Genomic DNA, 20,440 nt, shown 5'->3' with positions numbered 1-20,440 from the left:
CATGTCCGCAGAGATCGTCGAAGCAGTCAAGACTCTCGGGCGCGAGAAGGGCATCTCCGAGGAGAAGCTGATGGGCGCGCTCGAGGACGCGCTCCTGTCCGCGTACAAGAAGCAGCCCGGCGCGGCGCGCTACGCCCGCGTCCGCATGGACCGTGATTCCGGCGACTTCATCGTCGAGGAGTTCCTCCTGCCCGAGGAGCTCGAGGATCAGCTGCTCGACGAGGCCGAGGAGCAGGCCACGGGGGCGCTCGAGCGCCGCGTGGACCCGGAGACCGGCGAAGTCATCATCCCTGAGGCGCCGGACATCGATCCTGGCCGCCTGAGTGACTTCGAGGACCAGATCGAGATCCGCGACGTCACGCCGCATGACTTCGGGCGGATCGCCGCCCAGACCGCCAAGCAGGTGATCCTGCAGCGGATCCGGGAGGCCGAGCGCGACATGATGTTCGAGGAGTACCGCGACCGTGTGGGCGAGCTGATCACCGGCATCGTCCAGCAGTCCGATTCCCGCTACACGCTCGTGCAGCTGCGCGAGCGGGTGGAGGCGCTGCTGCCGAAGTCCGAGCAGGTCGACGGCGAGCGCTACGACCACTCGCAGCGCATCAAGGCCGTGATCAAGGAAGTCTCATCGAGCACGCGCGGCCCGAGCATCATCGTCAGCCGCCGTGACCCGGAGCTGATCAAGAAGCTCTTCGAGCTCGAGGTGCCCGAGATCGCCGACGGCCTGGTGGAGATCACCGGCGTCGCCCGCGAGCCCGGCTACCGCTCCAAGATCGCGGTCGTCTCGCACGCCGACGGCGTCGATCCGGTCGGCGCGTGCGTCGGCCCGCGCGGGTCCCGCGTGCGCATGGTCGTCTCCGAGCTGCGCGGCGAGAAGATCGACATCATCCCTTACAACGAGGAGCCGGCCCGGTTCGTGGCCAAGGCCCTCAGCCCCGCGCGTGTGCGCGAGGTGCTCGTCGACGACACCAACAAGCAGGCCACGGTGATCGTGCCCGACGACCAGCTCAGCCTGGCGATCGGCCGCGAAGGCCAGAACGCGCGGCTCGCCGCGCGCCTGACCGGTTGGCGGGTCGACATCCGCTCCGAAACGGAGTTTGCCAAGGAAGAGCAGGACTCCGGGTACGGCGAGGAGGAGGAGACCGGCGGTCGCTGCGCCGCGATCCTCGGCAACGGCCGCCGTTGCCCGAACGCCGCGCTGCCGGGCTCGCGTTACTGCGGCCTCGACGCCCATCAGGCGCTCGCCAACAAGGACACTGACCGCGTCGGGGCATAAGCCTCAGCGCCGCTGCGTTGGCTGCGGGCAAGTTGCGCCTCGAGCGCATCTTGCCCGTTTCGCTAACGTGAACGGCTGCGCGGTGCCGGATCCTCGCGCGACCCTGCCCGGCAGGGGCGCCTGGCTGCATCCAACTCGCGAATGCATCGAGGCTGCGACAGCTCGTCGCGCCTTCAACCGCGCCTTCAGAGCGCCCGTATCCCTCTCACAGGAAACCGTAGACTTAACGAAAACATGGCCAAGAAGCGCGTCCACGAGCTAGCCAAGCAGTACGACATGCCGACCTCGGAGGTCATTAAGCGGCTGAACGCTGCCGGCCTCCAGGTGAAGGCCGCCGCAACCGCCGTGGACGAGAAGCTCGCCGACGCCGCGTTGACCGGTAAGCCCAAGCCCAAGGCGATCGCGAGCAACGGCGCCGCGAAGAAGCCGGCTGCGCCGGTGCTTCAGCAGCGCGCCGGCTTCGGTCACGGCACCGCGCGCGCCCCGCGCGCGGAGAATCTCGCCCCCAAGACCCCGCCGAAGCCCAAGGCCAAGCCGAAGCCCAAGCCCGAAGCCGGCAACGGTGCCGCGGGCGGTCCGGGTTCGCGCCGGCCGACGCGCTCCTCGCTGCAGGGCGAGCGCGCTCCGGGTTCGGCCGGTGGCGTCCGCAGGGTCGTCATCGACTCCCAGGCCGCACGCCGCGGCCCGGGCGGTCCCGGCGGCCCTGGTGGCGGCCCCGGTGGCGGTCCCCCGAATCGTCCGCCGCGCCGTCGCGGCGGCCGTCGCCGTCGCGGTACCTACGAAGAGCCTGTCGCGCAGGACGTCTCGGCGCTGAAGCCGGACCTCATCCGCCTCAACTCCGGCTCGACCGTCAAGGATGTCGCGGAGTACCTCGGCATCGGTGTCCCGGAGATCATCAAGAAGCTGATGAGCCTCGGCGAGATGGCGACGCTCACGCAGACGCTGTCCGACGACGTGATCCAGGTCATCGCCGACGAGTTCGACAAGGAGATCGAGATCGTCACGGCGGCCGAGGACGCCAACGCCGATCCGACCTTCGAGGACGCCGACGAGGACCTCGAGCCGCGCCCCCCGGTGATCACGATCATGGGTCACGTCGACCACGGCAAGACGTCGCTGCTGGACGCGATCCGGCAGACCGACGTGGCCGCGGGAGAAGCCGGCGGCATCACGCAGCACATCGGCGCCTACCAGGTCCACCAGGACGACGGCCGCGTGACGACGTTCCTCGACACCCCGGGCCACGAGGCGTTCACCGCCATGCGTGCCCGCGGCGCCCAGGCGACGGACATCGCGGTCATCGTGGTCGCCGCCGACGACGGCGTGCGCCCGCAGACCCGCGAGGCCGTCGACCACGCGAAGGCCGCCGACGTGCCGATCGTCGTCGCCGTCAACAAGGTGGACAAGGAAGGCGCGCAGCCTGACCGCGTCCGCACGGAGATGACCCAGCTCGGGCTCCAGCCCGAGGAGTGGGGCGGCGACACGATGTTCGTCGACGTCTCGGCCAAGACCAAGCAGGGCCTGGAGGATCTGCTCGAGGGCCTGCAGCTCACGGCCGAGATCGAGGAGCTCACCGCCAACCCCGACGCGGACGCGTCGGGCACGGTCATCGAGTCCAAGCTCGACCCGGGCCGTGGCGCCGTCGTGACGGTGCTGGTCCAGCGCGGCACGCTGAAGATCGGTGACGCGATCGTCGCGGGCGCCCATTGGGGTCGCGTGCGAGCGATGTCGGACTACACCGGCAAGCGCGTCAAGACCGCCGGGCCGTCCGAGCCGGTCGAGGTGCTCGGCTTCGACACCGTGCCCGAGGCGGGCGAGTTCGCGCACGTGGTCGAGAACGACCGCAAGGCCCGTTCGCTGGCCGGTGAGCGCGCCAACCGCTTGAAGCTCGAGCAGCAGGCGCGGCGCCGCGGCAACAAGCGCTCGCTGGCGACGATCTTCGACCAGCGTGGCGGCCTCAACGAGCTCAACCTCGTGCTCAAGGCGGACGTGTCCGGCTCGCTCGAGGCGTTCGAGGACGAGATCGCCAAGCTGCCCCAGGAAGAGGTGCAGGTCTCGATCGTGCTCGCCGGGGTCGGCGGCATCACCGAGTCCGACATCAACCTGGCGGCCGCGTCGGACGCGATCGTCATGGGCTTCAACGTCCGGCCGGTGGGCGACGCCCGCCAGCTCGCGGACCGCGAAGGGGTGGAGATCCGGAACTACTCGGTCATCTACCGCGCGATCGAGGAGCTCCGCGACGCCATGCAGGGCATGCTGGCGCCGGAGACCGTCGAGGACGTCGTCGGCAACATCGAGGTGCGGGAGATCTTCCGCGCGTCGAAGGTCGGCACGATCGCGGGCTGCATGGTCACCGACGGCAAGGTCACGCGCGGCGCGAAGGTGCGCCTGATCCGCGACGGTGCCGTCGTCCACGACGGCGAGATCGGGTCGCTGCGGCGCTTCAACGAGGACGTCCGCGAAGTGCTCGCGGGCTTCGAGTGCGGCGTCGTGCTCAACAACTACTCCAACGTGGAGCAGGGCGACACGATGGAGGTCTACGAGACCCGCCAGGTCGAGCGCAAGCTCACCTAGCTTCGTTGACCGACGCGGAACGCGCGTACGTCGTACTCATGCGCGTGCATCTGTTCTTTCCTGAGTCCGGCTCGCTGAAGGGCAAGCGAGCCGAGCTCAACCGTGTGAAGGCGCTCCTACGGGAGCGCCTGCATACGTCCGTGGCCGAGGTCGGCCATCAGGACTCCTGGCAGCGGTCGACGCTCGCGGTGGCGATCGCGGCTCGCTCGGTCGCGCTCGCCGAGCACACCGTGGACACCGTGCAGCGCGCGCTGGACGGCCGTTTTCCGCAAGGCGTCAGGATTGAGTACAGACTTGCATCCTGGGACGACTTGGAGTCACTAGGATGACCTCCGATCGGATGCGTCGGGTCAACGAGGCCGTGAGGGAGGTCTTGTCCGCCGCGATCACTTCAGAGCTGAAGGACCCAAGGGTCGGATTCGTCACCGTGACCGCTGTCGAGACATCGCCGGATCTTCGCCATGCGCGCGTTTTCGTGTCGGTCCTCGGCAACCCCGGGGAACGGCGCCGCACGCTCAAGGCGCTGGACTCCGCGCACGGCTTCCTCCAGCGCCGGGTGGGCAGCGAGCTGCGGATGAAGAACACGCCGCAGCTGCAGTTCGTCTACGACGACACGCCGGAGCGTGGGATGCGCATCTCCGAGCTGCTGGACCAGCAAGAAGAGCCGTCCTGATGCCGGGCACCAACGGGGCTTCGTCGTCACGTACGCAGGCGCTGCGGGCGATCCGCGAGCACCAGCGCTTCTGCCTCACGACCCACGAGCGCCCGGACGGCGACGCCGTCGGCTCGCTGGCGGCGATGCAGCTCGTCCTGACCGCCCTCGGCAAGGACGCGGTCGCGTTCATGCCGGCGCACGAGTTCCCGCTGCCGTACGAGTACCGCTTCATCCAGCTCGAAGGGCTCACGACGGAGCCGCCCGCCGACCTGAGCGAGCGCACGCTGATCTTCCTGGACTGCGGCAACATCGACCGCACCTCGGCCGACGCGCTCAAGGAGGAGCCCGACCGGCTGATCGTCAACATCGACCATCACCACGACAACACCCGCTTCGGCACGATCAACCACGTCGACCCGCACGCGTCGTGCACGGCCGAGATGGTGTGGGACCTGATGCACGCGCTCGAGGTACCGATCACCGAGCCGATCGGCGAGGCGCTCTACGTCGGCCTGGTGACCGACACCGGGCGCTTCATGTACGACAACACCGGCGCCCGGGCGCACGAGATGGCCGCCGAGCTGATCGCGGCCGGGATCGACGCCCACGCCGTCTACCGCCATCTCTACGAGGGCATCCCGCAGGGCAAGCTGGAGCTGCTGGCGCGGGGCCTGACGAACGTCGAGCGCTTCGACGGCGGCCTGCTGACCGTGACCCACCTGACCCGCGACGACTACCGCTCCGCGGGCGCCGACGAGAGCTATTCCGAGGGCGTCGTGGACTACCTGCGCTCGGTCGCGGGCACCGCGGTCGCCGGCCTGGTCCGCGACCAGCTCAACGGCGAGCCGGCCCGCAAGGTCTCGCTGCGCGCGACCGACGACCGCATCGACGTCTCGGTCATCGCGCGGGCGCTGGGCGGCGGCGGCCACCGGCGCGCGGCCGGCTTCTCCACCGACCTCGAGTTCGACGAGCTGGTGAAGTTCCTGCGCGAGCAGGTAGCAGAGCAACTTGTCTGAGTTGACCGACGGCATTCTTCTCGTCGACAAGCCGGCCGGCGTGACGTCGCACGACGTCGTGGCGAAGATCCGGCGGCGCCTGGGTCGGGGCGTCAAGGTCGGCCATGCGGGGACGCTGGACCCGTTCGCGACCGGCCTGCTGATCGTCGGCGTGGGGCGCGGGACGCGGATCCAGCGCTTCATGATGGAGCTGCCCAAGCGCTACGAGACCGTCGCACGGCTGGGCTTCGTGTCGTCGACGGGCGACACCGAGGGCGAGATCACGCCCGGCACCATGCCGCCGGACGAGCTCGTACTGCCGACGGGGCGCATCACCCAGCGCCCGCCCGCCTACAGCGCGGTGAAGATCGGGGGAAAGCGCGCCTACGCCCTCGCCCGGGCGGGGGAGGATGTCGTCGTGCCCGAGCGCGAGGTGGAGGTGACCAAGTTCGAGCTGCTGTGGCGCGAGCACGGCCGCGCGGGCTTTGAGATCGTCTGCTCCAGCGGCACCTACGTGCGCTCGCTGATCGCCGACCTGCACGACGCGTACTGCGTCGAGCTGCGCCGCACCCACATCGGCGGCTTCGACGTCGCCGACGCCGACGACGAGCGCCTGATCTCGCTCGACGACGCGCTCGACTTCCTGCCGGTCGTGGACCTCGACGAGGACGATGCGCGCAAGGCGGCCCACGGCGTGACGGTCCCCGGCCGCGCGTCGGGCTTCGTCCGCCTGCGCGACGCCGACGGCCTGATCGCCCTCGCCGAGCCGCGGGGCGGCGCCACGCTCAAGCCCGTCGTAGGCTTCCGCGGCTGATGCAGACCATCTGGCTCCCTGACGCGCAGCCGCGCGAGCGCCGCCTGGCGGTAGGCGAGTTCGACGGCGTGCACGCCGGGCACCGCGAGGTCATCCGCGGTGCCGACAGCGTGCTCACCTTCGAGCCGCACCCGCGCACCGTGGTCGCCCCGCAGTCGGCGCCGAAGCTGCTCACGACGCTCGAGCAGAAGACCGATCTGATCGCCGCGCTCGGCGTCGAAGAACTCATCGTGATCCCGTTCGACGGGGCGCGCGCCGCGCAGACCGCGCAGGAGTTCATCGACCACGAACTGGTCGAGCGCCTCGGCGCGACGCAGGTCTCGGTCGGAGAGAACTTCCGCTTCGGCAACCGCGCGCAGGGCGACTCGCAGCTGCTCGAGGCCCAGGACGCGTTCTCCACGCGGGTGGTGGAACTGGTCGAGATCGACGGCGAGATCGTCTCCTCGACCCACATCCGCGGGCTGATCGCCACCGGCGCGGTCGCCGAGGCCGCCCGGCTGCTCGGCGCGCCGTTCGGGATGCGCGGGATCGTCGCCCACGGCGACAAGCGCGGCCGCACCCTCGGCTTCCCGACCGCGAACCTGGTCCCCGACCCCACCCACGCCGTCCCCGACCACGGCATCTACGCCTGCCGCGCGGCGGTGCCGGGCGTGGGGGAGTGGACGGCGGCGGTGTCGATCGGCGTCCGCCCGACGTTCGTGACCGGCCGCGGGCTGCTCGTCGAGGCGTTCATCCTGGACTTCGACGGCGACCTGTACGGCAAGGAGCTCCGGCTGGACTTCGTCGAGCGCATCCGCGGCGAGCGCCGCTTCGACTCGGCGGAGAGCCTGGTCGAGCAGATGCACCGCGACGTCGACGACATCCGCGCCCTGATCTGACCATTTGGACGTTCATCCGAGCTTCGGGGGAACGTGATGGGGTATTGAGGTCAAATGCGGGTTCTGCTGGCTCATGCCCTCACGCCGAAGCGCAGGCGGCTCACGCGCGTCCTCGAAGCTTCGGGGCACTCCGTGAGCGAGGTCGGCGACCCGGTCGAGGCTCTCGAGCGCTGTCGTGCGTGGGCGCCGGACGTGGCGCTGATCCACGTCGAATGCTGCGGTGACCTCGTGTGCGCGATCAAGAGCGACCCGGTCGCCTACGGCACCGCGATCCTGATGATCGAGCGCCCCGGGCTCACCCCCGAGCAGGCCGCTGAGGGGATGCGGTCGGGCGTCCAGGACTACCTCGTCGAGCCGGTGTCCGACGGCGAGGTGCTGACGCGGGTGACGGCCGCCGGGCGCACCAAGGAGCTGCAGCTCGAGCTCGTCGCCCAGGGCGCCCGCCTGGAGGCGCTGTTGCGCGAGGACGCGCTCACCGGCCTCTCGAACCGGCGCGCGATCCTGACCCAGCTGGGCGGAATGGTCTCTGCCGCCCGCCGCCACGGCCACCCGCTCTCGATCGCGATGCTGGACCTCGACCACTTCAAGCGGATCAACGACCGCCACGGGCACATCACCGGCGATCAGGTGCTCGTCGCCGCCGCCCGCGTCCTCGGCGCCAACCTGCGCGCGGAGGACCAGCTGGGCCGGCTCGGCGGGGAGGAGTTCCTCGTCCTGCTGCCCGACACCGACGTCTCGGCCGCGGCGCACGTCGCCGAGAAGCTGCGCGCAGAGCTGGCGGGTGCGCGCACCAAGGTGCCCGTGACCGTGAGCATCGGGCTGGCCACGTGGGACGGAGAAGCGCCCGAGGATCTGCTCCACCGCGCCGACGAGGCGCTCTATGCAGCCAAGTCCGCCGGACGTGACCGGGTCATGGCTGCTACCCTGCACGGCCGCACATGACCATGACCACAGAGGAAAAGCGCGAGATCATCTCGCGATTCGGCCGCGACGAGACGGACACGGGCAAGACCGAGGTTCAGGTTGCGCTGCTTACGCACCGCATCAACCACCTCACCGAGCACCTTCGCGAGCACAAGCATGACCACCACTCGCGCCGGGGCCTTCTGATGCTCGTCGGCCGCCGCCGCCGTTTCCTCAACTACATGCAGAAGAAGGATCTCGAGGGCTACCGCACCTTGATCCGCGAGTTGGGCCTCCGCCGATAAGTGAAGGCGGACATCCCCTCCGCCCCACCCCGATCATCCGACCTTAACGGCGTATGACCATCGTCGAGGCCGGCAACCCCGCGCCCGACTTCACGCTCAAGACTTCCACGGGCGAGGACTTCACGCGCGAGCAGCTGCTCGGGCGCACCACGGTCCTCGTCTTCTATCCGTTCGCGTTCTCGCCGGTCTGTACTGACCAGCTCTCGCTCTACAACGAGGTGCTGGAGGACTTCGCGGCCAAGGGCGCGACGCTCTACGCGGTCTCCTGCGACGCGCACTACTCGCAGACCGCGTTCCAGAAGAGCCTCGGCATCGAGATCGAGCAGCTCTCGGACTTCGAGCCCAAGGGCGCGGCCTGCGCGGCGTTCGGGGTCCTGCACCCGGGCGGCTTCCCGCAGCGGGCACTGGTCGTCATCGACCCTGACGGGACCGTGCGCTGGAGCTTCGAGGCGCCCTCGCCGAGCGATCTGCCCGGCGCGAACCTGATCTTCGACGCGCTGTCCTGAGCGACCTCAGCTCAGCCCCGCTGCCCCCGGTCGGCCCTGACGACCACGTGCGCGGCAGCGGCCGCCCGGTGGTCGTCTACGGGGACTACGAGTGCCCGTTCTGCGCCGCGTTCGAGGCGCGCCTGGGGGAGTTCGAGGTCTGCTTCCGCCACTTTCCCGTGAAGTCCTCGCACCCCCGCGCCTACGCCGCCGCCTGCGCGGCCGAGGCGGCCGGGCTGCAAGGTCGCTTCTGGGAGATGCACGACGCCCTGTTCGCCGACCAGGGCCGGCTGGAGGACCCGCACCTGTGGGCGCGGGCGCAGCAGCTCGGCCTCGACGTCGAGCGCTTCGACGCCGACCGCCGCTCCGAGGCGGTCGTGGCGCGTGTCAAGGAGCAGTTCCGCGGCGGTGTGCGGGCGGGCGTCGTGACGACGCCGACGGCGTTCACGGAGGGCCGGATGTACCCGGGCCGCTCGCTGCTGGACCCGGATCAGCCCGGCTCGTAGCCAGATCGGCAAACCTGTGCCTACAGTGGAATCGGCCGGATCGAACCACGAAGCGGACCGGCGCGTATTAACGAGCGGCAGATGGCTACAGATGCGCAACTCCTCGCCAAGATCTCGTCGGATGCCACCGGCGAGGCGCTGCGCGCGCTCTATCGCTCCTACGCGGGCGAGCTGTACGGCTTCGCGCTGAACGCGCTCGGTGACAGGGGGACCGCCGAAGAGGTCGTGCAGGAGGTGTTCACGCGTGCCTGGCGGCACGCCGAGGCCTACGACCCCACGCGCGGCAGCGTCAGGACGTGGCTCTACCAGATCGCGCGCCACGCGATCATCGATACGCGCCGGCGAGCCGCCGTGCGTCCCGCGCTGGCACTGCATGAGCCGCGCGACGAGCAGGACCCTGAAGGACTCTCGATCGAGCGTGCCATGCTCGGCTGGCAAGTGGCCAGTGCCCTCGAGAAGCTCACGCCCGAGCATCGCCAGGTGATCCGTCTCGCCCACGTCCAGGGACTGGCCGTGCGCGAGATCGCCGAACGGCTCGGGCTGCCCGAGGGGACAGTCAAAAGCCGCACGTGGTACGCGCTGCGTTCGCTGCGGCTGGTCTTGGAGGAGATGGGGGTGCGGGCATGACGCACGTCCACGAGGACATCGGCGCGTTCGTCCTGGGCGCGCTGGACGAGGATTCCGAGAAGCGCGTGCGCGCGCATCTCGCGACGTGCCCGGAGTGCGCGGCGGCCCACAGCGAGCTGGCGGGGATTCCCGGTCTGCTCGACCTCGCGGTCGTCACGGGCGCCACGGACGACGAACCGCTGCCACCAGCCATCGAGGAGCGGCTGCTGGATCGCTTCGCGCGCGAGCGCGTCGAGCGTCCCCGGCGGCGGCGCTGGCGGCCGAGGATCGCGTTAGGCGTCGGGAGCGCGCTGGCGGGTGCGGCGATCGCGATCGCGCTCCTCACGCTCGGCCTCAACTATGAGAAGAACGGCGGCCGGCCGGCTTCCCAGTACCGGCTCGCGTTCTCCAAGCTCGGCCCCGCGCCGGCCAACGCCAGCGCCCGCGCCGGGCTGCGGACCTCGGAATCCGGCACCGTCGTGCGCCTGTGGGTCAACAACCTGCCGACCGGCGACGTCTACGAGGTCTGGTGCGACGCTCCCGGGTGGAGCGCCAGCGCGGGGACGTTCCGCGTCGACGCCAAGGGCGACGCGTACGTGATCCTCACCACCGCGGTCAAGAAGGGCCAGTACGACAAGATCCGTCTGGTGCGCCGTGAGCACCTCGCCAACGGCGAGGTCAAGCCCTACGACATCCTGGGTGCGAAGCTGAGCTGAACCAGGGGAACGCGCTCACGTATCCCCTGGTATGAGACGTATTGCAGTACTCGCGGCGATGGCCGCGCTCACGCTCGCCGCCTGCGGCGGAAACGACAACGAGTCGAGCTCCACGCCAGCCGCGACCGAGGCCGCGACGGACACGCCCACGGCCGCCGCGACGGACACGCCCACGGAGGCCGCGGGCGGCTCGGGCGCCAAGCTGGCCATCGCGGCCGACCCCGGCGGGGCGTTGAAGTTCACCGAATCGAAGCTGACGGCTCAAGCCGGCACCGTCGAGATCGACTTCAGCAACCAGGCCCAGATCCCGCACGCGGTGGCGATCGAGGGCAACGGGCTCGACGAGAAGACCACCGAGACCGTGACGGGGGCCGACGCCCCGCCGCTGAGCGTCGACCTCAAGCCCGGCACTTACACGTTCTACTGCCCGGTCGACGGCCACCGCGCCGCTGGGATGGAAGGCACCATCACGGTCAAGTAATCGCGGCGGTGGTCGAAGATCCGCTGCAGATCGCGCGCCACGAAGGCACGGTGGGCGATCGCGCTCAGCGGGGCCAGCGGCAGCGCATAGCGGACGGTGTCGCGCATCAGCGTGTGGTGCGCGCCGTCGGGCTCGAACTCGTGGGTGTGGTGCCAGAGCTTGTACGGCCCGCTGAGCTGGGCGTCGACGAAGCGCACGCCCGGCTCCCACGCCTCGATCCGCGTCAGCCAGCTGATCGGGAGCCGGTGCAGCGTCAGCCGGTACTCGATCAGCGCGCCGACGCGCAGCTCGATCGGCCGCGGCGTGATGACGCGGAATGCGAGCCACGGCGGGGTGATCGCCTCGAGGTTGCCGGCGTCGGCGAAGAACGGGAAGACCTCGGCCGGCGTGCCGGGCAGGCGCTGCACTCGGCGAAGGGTGTGGTAGGCGAACACGCTTGGAGTACGTAGGCTCTGCCCGTGGCGACCACCGTGGCGGTACTGGGTGGAGGCGTGGGCGGCCTGTCGGCGGCGCACGAACTCGCCGAGCGCGGGTTCTCGGTGACGGTGTACGAGAAGCGCGCGCTCCCGGGCGGCAAGGCGCGCTCCTACCCGACGCCCGACGGCCTGCCCGCCGAGCACGGCTTCCGGTTCTTCCCGGCGTTCTACCGCCACCTGCCGGACACGATGGCGCGGATCCCGTCGGGGAGCGGGTCGGCGCTTGACCGTCTCGTCGGCGCCGAGCGGATCCTGCTCGCACGCGCGGACGGGGAGAACGAGCTGCTGGCGCCCGCGCACGCCCCGGAGACGCTGGCCGACCTGGCCGTGCTCGCGCGGTTCGTGTTCGACGCCGCGACGCAGCTGGGCGTGCCGGCGGGTGACGTCGCGTGGCTGCTCGAGCGGCTCTTCACGCTGCTGGCCTCCTGCGACGCGCGGCGGGTAGAGCAGTGGGACCTCGAGAGCTGGTGGTCCTATGTGCAGGCCGAGTCCCGCTCGGAGGCGTTCCGGCGCTACCTGGCCGACGGACTGACGCGGACGCTCGTCGCGGCGCGCGCGAAGGAGATGAGCGCGCGGACCGGCGGGCTGATCCTCGTCCAGCTGCTGCTTGACCTCTCGCGCGCGGGCGCGCGTGCCGACCGCGTGCTCGACGCGCCGACCTCGGAGGCGTGGATCGGGCCATGGGTCGAGCATCTGCGCGCGCTCGGCGTGGACGTGCGCCTGGGGGAGCCCGTCGAGGGGCTGCTGTTGCGCGACGGGCGGATCGCCTCGGCGACCGTGGGCGGGCGCGCCGTGCGGGCCGACTTCTATGTCGCCGCGCTGCCCGTCGAGATCATGCGCGGGCTGCTCTCACCCGAGCTGCGCCGCGCCGAGCCGCGGCTGAACGGCCTCGACCGGCTGGTCACGCGCTGGATGAACGGCTTCCTGCTCTACCTGCGCGACGACCTGCCGCTCGTGCGTGGTCACGCGATCTACCTCGACTCCGAATGGGCGCTGACCTCGATCTCCCAGCGCCAGTTCTGGAGCGGGGTGACGCTGCCGGTCGGGGGTGTGCTGTCGATCGACATCTCCGAATGGCAGCGCGCCGGGCGGGTGACCGGGAAGGTCGCGGCGCTCTGCACGCCGGAGGAGATCCGCGCCGAGGTCTGGGCGCAGCTGCAGGCGCACCTCGACGACGCGCTGGACGGCGTGGAGGTGGTGTCGTGGTTCCTGGATGAGGCGATCGAGTTCCCGAACCCGTCCGGCGCGACCAACGCCGAGCCGTTGCTGGTCAACACCAAGGGCTCGTGGGCGGACCGGCCGGACGCGGCGACCCGGATCCCGAACCTGATGCTGGCCGCCGACTACGTCCGCACGCACACGGATCTGGCGACGATGGAGGGCGCGAACGAGGCCGCGCGGCGGGCGGTCAACGCGATCCTCGACGCGACGCGCTCCGCGCAGCGGCGCTGCGACGTCTGGCCGCTGCGCGAGCCGCCGGCGCTGGGCCCCGCCCGGGCGCTCGACAAGGTCCTCTGGCGGCTGCGCCGGCCGGCGGCGTCACCGCTGCACGTGTCCGCGAGCGGCGAGGTCACGCCCGCGGGCCTGGTCGGCCGCGCGCTCTCGCTGCTCGCGCGCTGAGGGCGACTACGGCACGCGGGTGAGGCCCGCTGCCGCGGCGCCGGCCTCGAGCCGCTCGAGCCCGAACGCCTCCACCGGGCCGAGCGCACCCACGCCGGACACGGGCTGTTGGGCCGCCCAGGCCATGAAGCCCGCCGTGAACGCGTAGCCGTCGACGCCCGCGAGGTGGACCTCGGAGAGGACGCGCCCCGCGGCGTCGGACGCCTCGGCGGCGATCCAGGAGCGCCCGCCCGGCGTGGTGCCGGGCTCAGGGCCGGAGACGAGTCCGAGCGCGCGCTCGCCCGCGAAGCGCATCACGGTCGTGGTCAGCGGGACCTTGCGCACGAACTCGCCGACGAAGGACCCGGCCTGCAGCGGCCGCGCCAGCGGCCCGAACCACCCGAGGTACACGTTGACCTCGCGCAGGCCCGGGTAGGAGGCGGGGAGGCCGAAGTGCTCGGCGCCGCCGACGGAGATCGCCTCGCGCTGCTTGCCCGCGACGCTGAAGGACCGCACCCGCTCCGCCGAGCGCACGCCGCGCACGCGACCGTCGCGGTAGGCGTGCCCGTCGCCCAGCGTGACGCCCACCAGCGACTCGCGAGTGCCCGCGGACAAGGACGACGGGCCGCCGCCGAGCGCGTAGTAGCCCACGTCGACGCGCACCGCTTCCGAACCGGCCTCCTCGAGCGCCAGCGCGCCGGCCAGGGCGCCCGGCGCGAAGTCGTAGCCCATCGCGGTCAGCAGCCGCGCGCCGGACTTGCGCGCCGGCGCGTCGAACTCCTCGAACACGCGGCGGATGAACGCCGGCTCGCCGGTGGTGTCGAGGTAGACGCAGCCGGCGGCCACCGCGGCGCGCACGGCGGGCTCGCCCCACTTCGCGAACGGGCCGACGGTGGAGACCAGGACGTCGTCGCCATCCACGAGATCGAACACGGAGTTCTTGCGCAGTACGTCCGCCCGCACCGTTTCCAGACCGCCGAGCGCTGCGCTCAACTCCGCCAGGCGGGAGGAGGAGCGGCCCGCCAGCACCGGGCGCGCGCCCTGGGCGACCAGACGCTCGGCGATCAACCGCCCCGTGTAGCCCGTGGCCCCGAAGACGACGATGCGCTGCTGTGCCATAGGCGCGGACCTTACCCGTCGACGCACGGTGTGAAAGCGCCTTCTAACATGCCTGTCAACGACTACCGAAGTGTCAAGACGACGCAGAGGACCCCTGCCGACTTCCGAGGCGGGGCGAAGAAAGGGACATATGTCTGAAGTGCACCGGGTCGCCGTAGAAATCGGCGGTACCGAGATCGCCTTCGAGACGGGCAAGATGGCCAAGCAGGCCTCAGGGGCCGTTACGGTCACCGCCGGCGACACCGTGGTGCTCTCCACCGCGACGGCCGGCAACCTGCGCGACGTTGATTTCCTCCCGCTGACGGTGGATGTCGAGGAGCGCATGTACGCCGCGGGCAAGATCCCCGGCTCGTTCTTCAAGCGCGAGGGCCGCGCCGGCGAGAAGGCGACGCTGATCGCCCGCATGATCGACCGCCCGCTGCGGCCGCTCTTCCCGAAGGGCTGGCGTCGTGAGACGCAGCTCGTGAACCTCACGCTTTCGGTGGACCAGGTCCACCCGTACGACGTCCTCGCGATGAACGGCGCGTCCGCCGCGCTGATGATCTCCGATGTTCCGTACCCGACCGCCGTGGGCGCCGTCCGCATCGGCAAGATCGACGGCAACTTCGTCGTCAATCCGACCGACGAGCAGCTCCTGACCACGGACATGGATCTCGTCGTCGCTGGTACCGACGAGGCCGTCCTGATGGTCGAGTGCGGCGCCAACGAGGTTCCTGAGGCCGAGATCCTGGACGCGCTGGACATCGCGCATTCGGCGATCAAGAAGCTGTGCGCGGCGCAGGTCGAGCTGCAGAAGAAGGCCGGCAAGCCCAAGCAGGAGATCGAGGTCAAGAAGGCGCCCGACGCGCTGATCGCCAAGATCGCCAAGTCGCACGGCAAGAAGCTGGACGCGGCGACGTCGGTCACCGACAAGCTGGAGCGCCAGGACGCGACGAAGGCCGTCGAGGCCGAGGTCCTGGAGAAGTACTCCGGAGCCGAGGACGCGGCCGACTACGCCGAGAAGCGCCAGGACGCGCAGCTCGCGTTCGACGCGCTCGAGAAGAAGACGATCCGCGAGCGCATCGCCGTTCACAAGAAGCGCCCGGACGGCCGCTCCGAGCGTGAGATCCGCCAGATCACGATCGACGTCAAGCCGCTGCCGCGCACGCACGGCTCGGCGCTGTTCACGCGCGGTCAGACGCAGGCGCTGAGCGTTGTCGCGCTCGGCACCACGCGTGAGGAGATGCGTCTGGACAACCTCGGGCTCGAGACGTCTAAGCGCTACTTCCACCACTACAACTTCCCGCCCTTCTCCGTGGGCGAGGCCGGCTTCATGCGCGGCCCCAAGCGCCGCGACATCGGCCACGGCGCGCTCGCCGAGCGCGCGCTGGTCCCGATGATCCCCGACCAGGAGAAGTTCCCCTACACGATCCGCGTCGTGTCGGACATCCTGGAGTCCAACGGCTCGAGCTCGATGGCCTCGGTCTGCGGCTCCTCGCTGTCGCTGATGGACGCGGGCGTGCCGCTCATCCGCCCGGTCGCCGGCATCGCCATGGGCCTGATCAAGGAGGGCGACGACTACACGATCCTCTCCGACATCGCCGGCGTCGAGGATCACCTCGGCGACATGGACTTCAAGGTCGCCGGCACCTCGGAGGGCATCACCGCCCTGCAGATGGACATCAAGATCACGGGCGTGACGTTCGAGATCATGAGCGACGCCCTGGCCCAGGCCAAGGAAGGTCGCGAGTTCATCCTCGGCAAGATGCACGAGGCGATCGAGGCCCCGCGCGAGCAGCTCTCCGAGCACGCCCCGCGGATCAGCTCGATCCAGATCGATCCGGAGAAGATCGGCCTGCTCATCGGCAAGGGCGGCGAGACGATTCGCTCCCTGCAGGAGGAGTACGAGTCCCAGATCGACGTCAACGACGAGGGCATGGTCCTGGTCTACGCCGTCACCGGCGCCAAGGGCGACGCCCTGGTCGACCGCATCCGGTCGATGACCAAGGAGGTCGAGGTCGGCGACGAGTTCCAGGGCAAGGTCGTCAAGACCACGACCTTCGGCGCCTTCGTCGAACTCGCCAAGGGCACCGACGGCCTGCTGCACATCTCCAACGTGTCGCCGGGCAACCGCGTCGGCACGGTCGAAGAGGTGCTCAACAAGGGCGACGAGATCTCCGTCCGCGTCGTCGAGGTCGACAAGGAGCGTGGCCGCATCGGCCTGCGCCTCGCCGAGGACCCCGAGATCGCCGGCAAGACCAAGGAGGAGCTCGCCTCCGTCGGCACCGGTGACCCGACCATGGGTGGCGGCGACCGTCCCCCGCGCGGTCCGCGCGGCGGCGGGCGTGACCGCGACCGCGGCCCCCGCGGCGGCGGTGGCGGCGGCGACCGTGGCGGCCGTGGCCGTGACCGTGACCGCGCCCCGCGCGGCGACCGTGACCCCGACCGTTCCTAACTGAGGCCGGAAAATCCCTAGCCATCGCATCACGGAGCTCGATTCAGGGCTGCGGATCGTCACGGAGGCCATGCCCTCCGTGCGGTCCGCGGCCCTGGGGTTCTTCGTCGCCACGGGCTCGCGCGGTGAGGCGGTGGGGGAGGCCGGCCTCTCGCATTTCCTCGAGCATCTGCTCTTCCGCGGTACCGACCGCTACGGCTCGGCGGAGATCGACCAGCTCTTCGACGGCATGGGCGCCGAGCTCAATGCCGGCACCGACAAGGAGAGCACCGCGGTCTACGCGCGGATGCTCGATCAGCACCTGCCCGCGGCCTTCGATGTGATGGCCGACATGGTGTGGCGCCCCGCGTTCAAGGACGTGGACCCCGAGCGCGAGGTCGTGCTCGAGGAGATCGCCATGTACGAGGACGATCCGCAGGACACGGTGTTCGACGTGCTCGGCGAGGCCGTCTTCGGCACGCACCCGCTCGGGCGCCCGATCATCGGCCGCGCGCCGGTGATCCGCGACACGCCGGTCGACGTGATCGCCGAGTTCCACGCGCGGCGCTACGTGCCGCGCTCGGTCGTCATCGCGGCGGCCGGCTCGGTCGACCACGACGCGATCGTCGAGCTGGCGGCCAAGACGCTCGGCGATCACCGGGCGCTGGAGCCCGTCGAAGCGCCGGAGCCCGCTCCGGCGCGGCCGGAGACCAACGTGCGCTTCGTGCGCAAGGACACCGAGCAGGTGCACGTCACGCTCGGCGGCCTCGGCCTCCAGCGGGGCGACGAGCGGCGCTTCGCGGCTCGCGTCCTGGACGCGATCTTCGGCGGCCTGTCCTCCTCACGGCTCTTCCAGGCCGTACGCGAGGAGCGCGGGCTGGCGTACTCGGTCTACTCGTTCGCCGGCCAGTACTCCGACACGGGCCAGGTCGGCCTCTACGTCGGCACGCGCCCGGACAACATCGTCGAGGCGATGCAGGTCGTCAGCGACGAGCTCGAGCGCCTGCGCGAGGAGCCGGCCACCGAGGCCGAGCTCGTCCGCGCCCGCGAGAACGTCAAGGCGCGGGTCGTGCTGGGCATGGAGTCCACCGGCGCGCGCATGCACCGGCTCGGCGGGTCGCTGTTGTTCGATCTGCCGCTGCTGGAGACCGACGAGGTCATGGAGCGCATCGACGCAGTGACGATGGACGACATGCGCTCCCTGGTCGACGAGCTGTGGGCGCCGGACGGACTCTCGGCCGCGGGCATCGGGCCCGACGAGGACACGTTCTGCTCCGCGGTCGAGAAGATCACGGGCACGGTCAACAGCAAGGCCGCATGATCAGGGTCGCCGTCGCCGGTGCCGCCGGGCGCATGGGGGCGACGACCTGCGCCGCCGTCGAGGCGGCCGAAGACATGGAGCTGACGGGTCGCGCCGACCCGTCGCTCGATGTGTCGCTTGAGTCGGTGCTCGCCGGCGCCGACGTGGTCGTGGACTTCACGATCCCGTCGATGGCGGTGGGCAACGCCCGGCTCGCCGCCCACGCGGGCGTGCACGTCGTGATCGGCACCACCGGCTGGGACGACGGCGAGCTGCGCTCAGCCGTCGCGGGTGCGCCCGGCAAGGTCTTCGCCGCCGCCAACTTCGCGATCGGCGCGGTGCTGATGATGCGCTTCGCCGCGGAGGCGTCCAAGCACATGGCCGGCGCCGAGATCGTCGAGTACCACCGGCCGGGGAAGCTCGACAAGCCGTCAGGTACCGCGGCGCGCACCGCGCAGGCGATGGCGGGCGACGTGCCGATCCACTCCATCCGCCTCCCGGGGGTGGTCGCGGACCAGGACGTGATCCTGGGCGACGTCGCCCAGACCCTCACCATCCGCCACGTCACGACCGACCGCACGAGCTTCATGCCCGGCGTCCTGCTCGCGATCCGTCAAGTGGCCCAGCTGCCCGAGTCCCCGGTGATCGGGCTCGAGCGGCTCTTGTGGCCTTAGTTTCCGTCACCGACCACGCGGTCGAGCGCTACCTGCAGCGGGTGCGCGGGGCGCTGGACCCACGGTTGGAGATCACGGCGCGGGTCTCGAAGGCGTTCGACGCGGGGCAGGTCTCGCCGGGCGAGCGCGGCGCGATCCTGGTTCGCGACCTGCAGCGCGCCGACCTCGTCTTCGTCTGCATTGAGGACAAGCCGCGCGGCGAGCTGCTGGTCGTGACGCTGTGGGAGGAAGGAGAGGACGCCGAGGTGCCGAAGCGGTTCACGGACGTCCTGCGTGGGCGTCGCTGAGGCGAGATGCCCGAGGTAAAGCTCTCCAATCCCGACAAGGTCCTGTTCCCCGACGACGGGATCACGAAGGCCGAGCTGGCCGAGCATTACGCGCGCGTGGCCGCCTACATGGTCCCCCACTGCAAGGACCGCCCGATGAACCTCTGGCGCTGGAACAAGGGGATCGCGAGCGACGTCGTCGTCCAGCAGTCGCTGCCCAAGGGCGCGCCGGACTGGGTCGCACGCTGCGAGGTTCCGCGCCGCAAGGGCGGGGACATCACGCACGGCATGATCAACGACGCCGACACGCTGCGCTGGCTGGCGCAGCAGAACTGCGTCACGCCGCACATCTGGAACGCCCGCTGCGACCTGCGCGACAAGCCCGACCGGATCGTGTTCGACCTCGACCCGACGGGCGACGACTTCAACCTGGTGCGCGACGCGGCGCTCGTGACCGCCGAGATCCTCCGCGACCTCGGCCTGGAGCCGTTCGCCAAGGTCACCGGGTCGCGCGGCATCCACATCGTCGCCCCGCTGAAGCGGACGCGCACCGCCGATGAGGTGCGTCAGCGGGCGGGGGAGCTCGCCGAGCAGATCGCCGCCGAGCGGCCCGACACGTTGACCACCTTCTGGCGCAAGGACAAGCGCGAGGGCCGGATCCTGGTCGACGTCGCGCGCAACACCTACGGGCAGACGATCGTCGCGCCCTACGCCGTGCGGGCGCTCGCGGGTGCGCCGGTCGCGATGCCGGTGACCTGGGACGAGGTCGCCGACGCCGGCTTGCATCCGCAGCAGTTCAAGCTGCGCGAGCTCGAGACGCGGCTCAAGGGCGGCGATGCCTGGCACGACATCGACGCGGCGGCAGCGGTCTTGCGCCTTAAATGAGACCGGCCCGGCGTGTTTATGTGAGACGCGCCGATAAGCGGGGTGTCCGTAGGAAACCCCGTAGCGAGCGCGAGCGATGCGAGGCCCGCTCCACCGAGCGGGCCCTTCGCGCTAGTGTCGCGGCATGGGGTTCCTCGACAAGGCCAAGAAGCTCGCCGAGCAGGCGCAGAGCAAGCTCGACGAGGTGCAGAAGCAGGTCAACACTTCCGGTAGCTCCGGCACGATGCGGCCCAGCGGCCCGATCGTCGAGTACGACAAGCACGGCCGCCCGATCCCGCAGCAGCCGCAGGAGGCCACCGGCGGTCCGCAAGGCGACCCGCTGATGGGTGGCCACCACGCGCCGCCGCCGCCGGCGCCGACCGGCCCCGTCGTGGACCCGTCCGCACCGTCATTCGGCGACCCGCTCGGCGCCCCACCGGCCGCGACCTCCGGCGACCCGCTGGGCGCCCCGCCCGCCCGGAGCGCACCGCCCGCGCCCGCCGCGCCGTCGCTCGGCGGCGACCCGCTCGGCGCC

Annotated in this window: 23 protein-coding genes and 1 pseudogene; 22 read left to right on the top strand and 2 right to left on the bottom strand. The window is 70.7% G+C overall.

Annotated elements, in window-relative coordinates; translation table 11 throughout:
• Position 1: 1 nt before the first annotated feature.
• The 15 genes from nusA to OM076_RS24955 all read left to right on the top strand — a co-directional run bounded on the left by nusA (position 2) and on the right by OM076_RS24955 (position 11,194).
• Positions 2 to 1,276: a transcription termination factor NusA gene (gene nusA / locus OM076_RS25020; RefSeq protein ID WP_270042825.1), complete on the top strand. Its 1,275-nt coding sequence runs from the start codon at positions 2 to 4 to the stop codon at positions 1,274 to 1,276.
• Positions 1,233 to 1,538 carry a YlxR family protein gene (locus OM076_RS46925; protein WP_372518077.1) on the top strand — a complete coding sequence of 102 codons (306 nt, stop codon included), beginning with the start codon at positions 1,233 to 1,235 and terminating at the stop codon, positions 1,536 to 1,538. The genes nusA and OM076_RS46925 overlap by 44 nt, the downstream gene beginning before the upstream one ends.
• Positions 1,511 to 3,850, top strand: coding sequence for a translation initiation factor IF-2 (gene infB / locus OM076_RS25015; RefSeq protein ID WP_270042824.1), 2,340 nt, complete (start codon positions 1,511 to 1,513; stop codon positions 3,848 to 3,850). Before OM076_RS46925 ends, infB begins: the two co-directional genes overlap by 28 nt.
• A 5-nt stretch (positions 3,851 to 3,855) precedes the next feature.
• The gene (locus OM076_RS25010) at positions 3,856 to 4,179 is read left to right on the top strand and encodes a DUF503 domain-containing protein (RefSeq protein ID WP_270042823.1); all 324 of its coding nucleotides are present in this window, start codon (positions 3,856 to 3,858) and stop codon (positions 4,177 to 4,179) included.
• Positions 4,176 to 4,523 carry a 30S ribosome-binding factor RbfA gene (gene rbfA / locus OM076_RS25005; RefSeq protein ID WP_308214354.1) on the top strand — a complete coding sequence of 116 codons (348 nt, stop codon included), beginning with the start codon at positions 4,176 to 4,178 and terminating at the stop codon, positions 4,521 to 4,523. The genes OM076_RS25010 and rbfA overlap by 4 nt, the downstream gene beginning before the upstream one ends.
• Positions 4,523 to 5,521 (top strand): DHH family phosphoesterase, encoded by a 999-nt coding sequence (locus OM076_RS25000; RefSeq protein WP_270042821.1) that lies wholly within the window; start codon positions 4,523 to 4,525, stop codon positions 5,519 to 5,521. The genes rbfA and OM076_RS25000 overlap by 1 nt, the downstream gene beginning before the upstream one ends.
• Positions 5,514 to 6,314: a tRNA pseudouridine(55) synthase TruB gene (truB, locus tag OM076_RS24995; protein WP_270042820.1), complete on the top strand. Its 801-nt coding sequence runs from the start codon at positions 5,514 to 5,516 to the stop codon at positions 6,312 to 6,314. Before OM076_RS25000 ends, truB begins: the two co-directional genes overlap by 8 nt.
• Positions 6,314 to 7,192, top strand: coding sequence for a bifunctional riboflavin kinase/FAD synthetase (locus OM076_RS24990; protein WP_270042819.1), 879 nt, complete (start codon positions 6,314 to 6,316; stop codon positions 7,190 to 7,192). Before truB ends, OM076_RS24990 begins: the two co-directional genes overlap by 1 nt.
• 54 nt (positions 7,193 to 7,246) lie before the next feature.
• Positions 7,247 to 8,134, top strand: a complete 888-nt coding sequence (locus tag OM076_RS24985; protein WP_270042818.1) for a GGDEF domain-containing response regulator — start codon at positions 7,247 to 7,249, stop codon at positions 8,132 to 8,134.
• Complete coding sequence (gene rpsO / locus OM076_RS24980; protein ID WP_270042817.1) at positions 8,131 to 8,400, top strand: 30S ribosomal protein S15; 270 nt, start codon at positions 8,131 to 8,133, stop codon at positions 8,398 to 8,400. Before OM076_RS24985 ends, rpsO begins: the two co-directional genes overlap by 4 nt.
• Positions 8,401 to 8,453: 53 nt before the next feature.
• The gene (locus OM076_RS24975) at positions 8,454 to 8,906 is read left to right on the top strand and encodes a redoxin domain-containing protein (RefSeq protein ID WP_270042816.1); all 453 of its coding nucleotides are present in this window, start codon (positions 8,454 to 8,456) and stop codon (positions 8,904 to 8,906) included.
• Between the two features lie 47 nt (positions 8,907 to 8,953).
• On the top strand, positions 8,954 to 9,391 hold the full coding sequence (locus OM076_RS24970) for a DsbA family protein (protein WP_270042815.1): 438 nt from the start codon (positions 8,954 to 8,956) through the stop codon (positions 9,389 to 9,391).
• Between the two features lie 81 nt (positions 9,392 to 9,472).
• The gene (locus tag OM076_RS24965; protein WP_270042814.1) at positions 9,473 to 10,018 is read left to right on the top strand and encodes a sigma-70 family RNA polymerase sigma factor; all 546 of its coding nucleotides are present in this window, start codon (positions 9,473 to 9,475) and stop codon (positions 10,016 to 10,018) included.
• On the top strand, positions 10,015 to 10,713 hold the full coding sequence (locus OM076_RS24960; protein ID WP_270042813.1) for an anti-sigma factor family protein: 699 nt from the start codon (positions 10,015 to 10,017) through the stop codon (positions 10,711 to 10,713). Before OM076_RS24965 ends, OM076_RS24960 begins: the two co-directional genes overlap by 4 nt.
• Before the next feature lie 31 nt (positions 10,714 to 10,744).
• A complete protein-coding gene (locus OM076_RS24955) occupies positions 10,745 to 11,194 on the top strand; it encodes a plastocyanin/azurin family copper-binding protein (protein WP_270042812.1) in 450 nt (149 codons plus the stop codon).
• On the opposite strand, the gene OM076_RS24950 is transcribed toward OM076_RS24955, so the two are convergent.
• Positions 11,134 to 11,601: an SRPBCC family protein gene (locus OM076_RS24950; RefSeq protein ID WP_270042811.1), complete on the bottom strand. Its 468-nt coding sequence runs from the start codon at positions 11,599 to 11,601 to the stop codon at positions 11,134 to 11,136. The genes OM076_RS24955 and OM076_RS24950 overlap by 61 nt on opposite strands.
• Before the next feature lie 51 nt (positions 11,602 to 11,652).
• Between OM076_RS24950 and OM076_RS24945 the strand changes: the two genes are divergently transcribed.
• The gene (locus OM076_RS24945; RefSeq protein WP_270042810.1) at positions 11,653 to 13,290 is read left to right on the top strand and encodes a hydroxysqualene dehydroxylase; all 1,638 of its coding nucleotides are present in this window, start codon (positions 11,653 to 11,655) and stop codon (positions 13,288 to 13,290) included.
• Between the two features lie 6 nt (positions 13,291 to 13,296).
• Here OM076_RS24945 and OM076_RS24940 read toward each other — a convergent pair whose 3' ends face one another.
• The gene (locus OM076_RS24940; protein ID WP_270042809.1) at positions 13,297 to 14,388 is read right to left on the bottom strand and encodes a saccharopine dehydrogenase family protein; all 1,092 of its coding nucleotides are present in this window, start codon (positions 14,386 to 14,388) and stop codon (positions 13,297 to 13,299) included.
• 130 nt (positions 14,389 to 14,518) lie between these two features.
• On the opposite strand from OM076_RS24940, the gene OM076_RS24935 reads away from it, so the two are divergent.
• The 6 genes and pseudogenes from OM076_RS24935 to OM076_RS24910 all read left to right on the top strand — a co-directional run.
• Positions 14,519 to 16,822: a polyribonucleotide nucleotidyltransferase gene (locus tag OM076_RS24935; protein WP_270042808.1), complete on the top strand. Its 2,304-nt coding sequence runs from the start codon at positions 14,519 to 14,521 to the stop codon at positions 16,820 to 16,822.
• A gap of 70 nt (positions 16,823 to 16,892) precedes the next feature.
• Positions 16,893 to 18,122: a M16 family metallopeptidase gene (locus tag OM076_RS24930; RefSeq protein ID WP_372518076.1), complete on the top strand. Its 1,230-nt coding sequence runs from the start codon at positions 16,893 to 16,895 to the stop codon at positions 18,120 to 18,122.
• Positions 18,119 to 18,775 (top strand): 4-hydroxy-tetrahydrodipicolinate reductase, encoded by a 657-nt coding sequence (locus OM076_RS24925; protein WP_270042807.1) that lies wholly within the window; start codon positions 18,119 to 18,121, stop codon positions 18,773 to 18,775. Before OM076_RS24930 ends, OM076_RS24925 begins: the two co-directional genes overlap by 4 nt.
• Positions 18,766 to 19,062, top strand: coding sequence for a hypothetical protein (locus OM076_RS24920; protein WP_270042806.1), 297 nt, complete (start codon positions 18,766 to 18,768; stop codon positions 19,060 to 19,062). Before OM076_RS24925 ends, OM076_RS24920 begins: the two co-directional genes overlap by 10 nt.
• 6 nt (positions 19,063 to 19,068) lie before the next feature.
• Positions 19,069 to 19,926 (top strand): non-homologous end-joining DNA ligase, encoded by an 858-nt coding sequence (gene ligD, locus OM076_RS24915; protein WP_270042804.1) that lies wholly within the window; start codon positions 19,069 to 19,071, stop codon positions 19,924 to 19,926.
• Between the two features lie 124 nt (positions 19,927 to 20,050).
• Positions 20,051 to 20,440: pseudogene (locus tag OM076_RS24910) on the top strand (hypothetical protein); the annotation flags it as partial.

This window comes from Solirubrobacter ginsenosidimutans (assembly GCF_027587205.1).
This window is presented reverse-complemented; position numbering and strand designations above follow the sequence as displayed.

Bases quoted from the DNA above. Each gene is read 5' to 3' on its own strand.
- rbfA (WP_308214354.1), top strand. From the start codon at position 4,176: ATGACCTCCGATCGGATGCGTCGGGTCAACGAGGCCGTGAGGGAGGTC.
- nusA (WP_270042825.1), top strand. From the start codon at position 2: ATGTCCGCAGAGATCGTCGAAGCAGTCAAGACTCTCGGGCGCGAGAAG.
- OM076_RS24975 (WP_270042816.1), top strand. From the start codon at position 8,454: ATGACCATCGTCGAGGCCGGCAACCCCGCGCCCGACTTCACGCTCAAG.
- OM076_RS24990 (WP_270042819.1), top strand. From the start codon at position 6,314: ATGCAGACCATCTGGCTCCCTGACGCGCAGCCGCGCGAGCGCCGCCTG.
- infB (WP_270042824.1), top strand. From the start codon at position 1,511: ATGGCCAAGAAGCGCGTCCACGAGCTAGCCAAGCAGTACGACATGCCG.
- OM076_RS24965 (WP_270042814.1), top strand. From the start codon at position 9,473: ATGGCTACAGATGCGCAACTCCTCGCCAAGATCTCGTCGGATGCCACC.
- ligD (WP_270042804.1), top strand. From the start codon at position 19,069: ATGCCCGAGGTAAAGCTCTCCAATCCCGACAAGGTCCTGTTCCCCGAC.
- OM076_RS24940 (WP_270042809.1), bottom strand. From the start codon at position 14,388: ATGGCACAGCAGCGCATCGTCGTCTTCGGGGCCACGGGCTACACGGGG.
- OM076_RS24955 (WP_270042812.1), top strand. From the start codon at position 10,745: ATGAGACGTATTGCAGTACTCGCGGCGATGGCCGCGCTCACGCTCGCC.
- OM076_RS24935 (WP_270042808.1), top strand. From the start codon at position 14,519: ATGTCTGAAGTGCACCGGGTCGCCGTAGAAATCGGCGGTACCGAGATC.
- OM076_RS24930 (WP_372518076.1), top strand. From the start codon at position 16,893: ATGCCCTCCGTGCGGTCCGCGGCCCTGGGGTTCTTCGTCGCCACGGGC.
- OM076_RS24925 (WP_270042807.1), top strand. From the start codon at position 18,119: ATGATCAGGGTCGCCGTCGCCGGTGCCGCCGGGCGCATGGGGGCGACG.
- OM076_RS24985 (WP_270042818.1), top strand. From the start codon at position 7,247: ATGCGGGTTCTGCTGGCTCATGCCCTCACGCCGAAGCGCAGGCGGCTC.
- rpsO (WP_270042817.1), top strand. From the start codon at position 8,131: ATGACCATGACCACAGAGGAAAAGCGCGAGATCATCTCGCGATTCGGC.
- OM076_RS24960 (WP_270042813.1), top strand. From the start codon at position 10,015: ATGACGCACGTCCACGAGGACATCGGCGCGTTCGTCCTGGGCGCGCTG.
- OM076_RS25000 (WP_270042821.1), top strand. From the start codon at position 4,523: ATGCCGGGCACCAACGGGGCTTCGTCGTCACGTACGCAGGCGCTGCGG.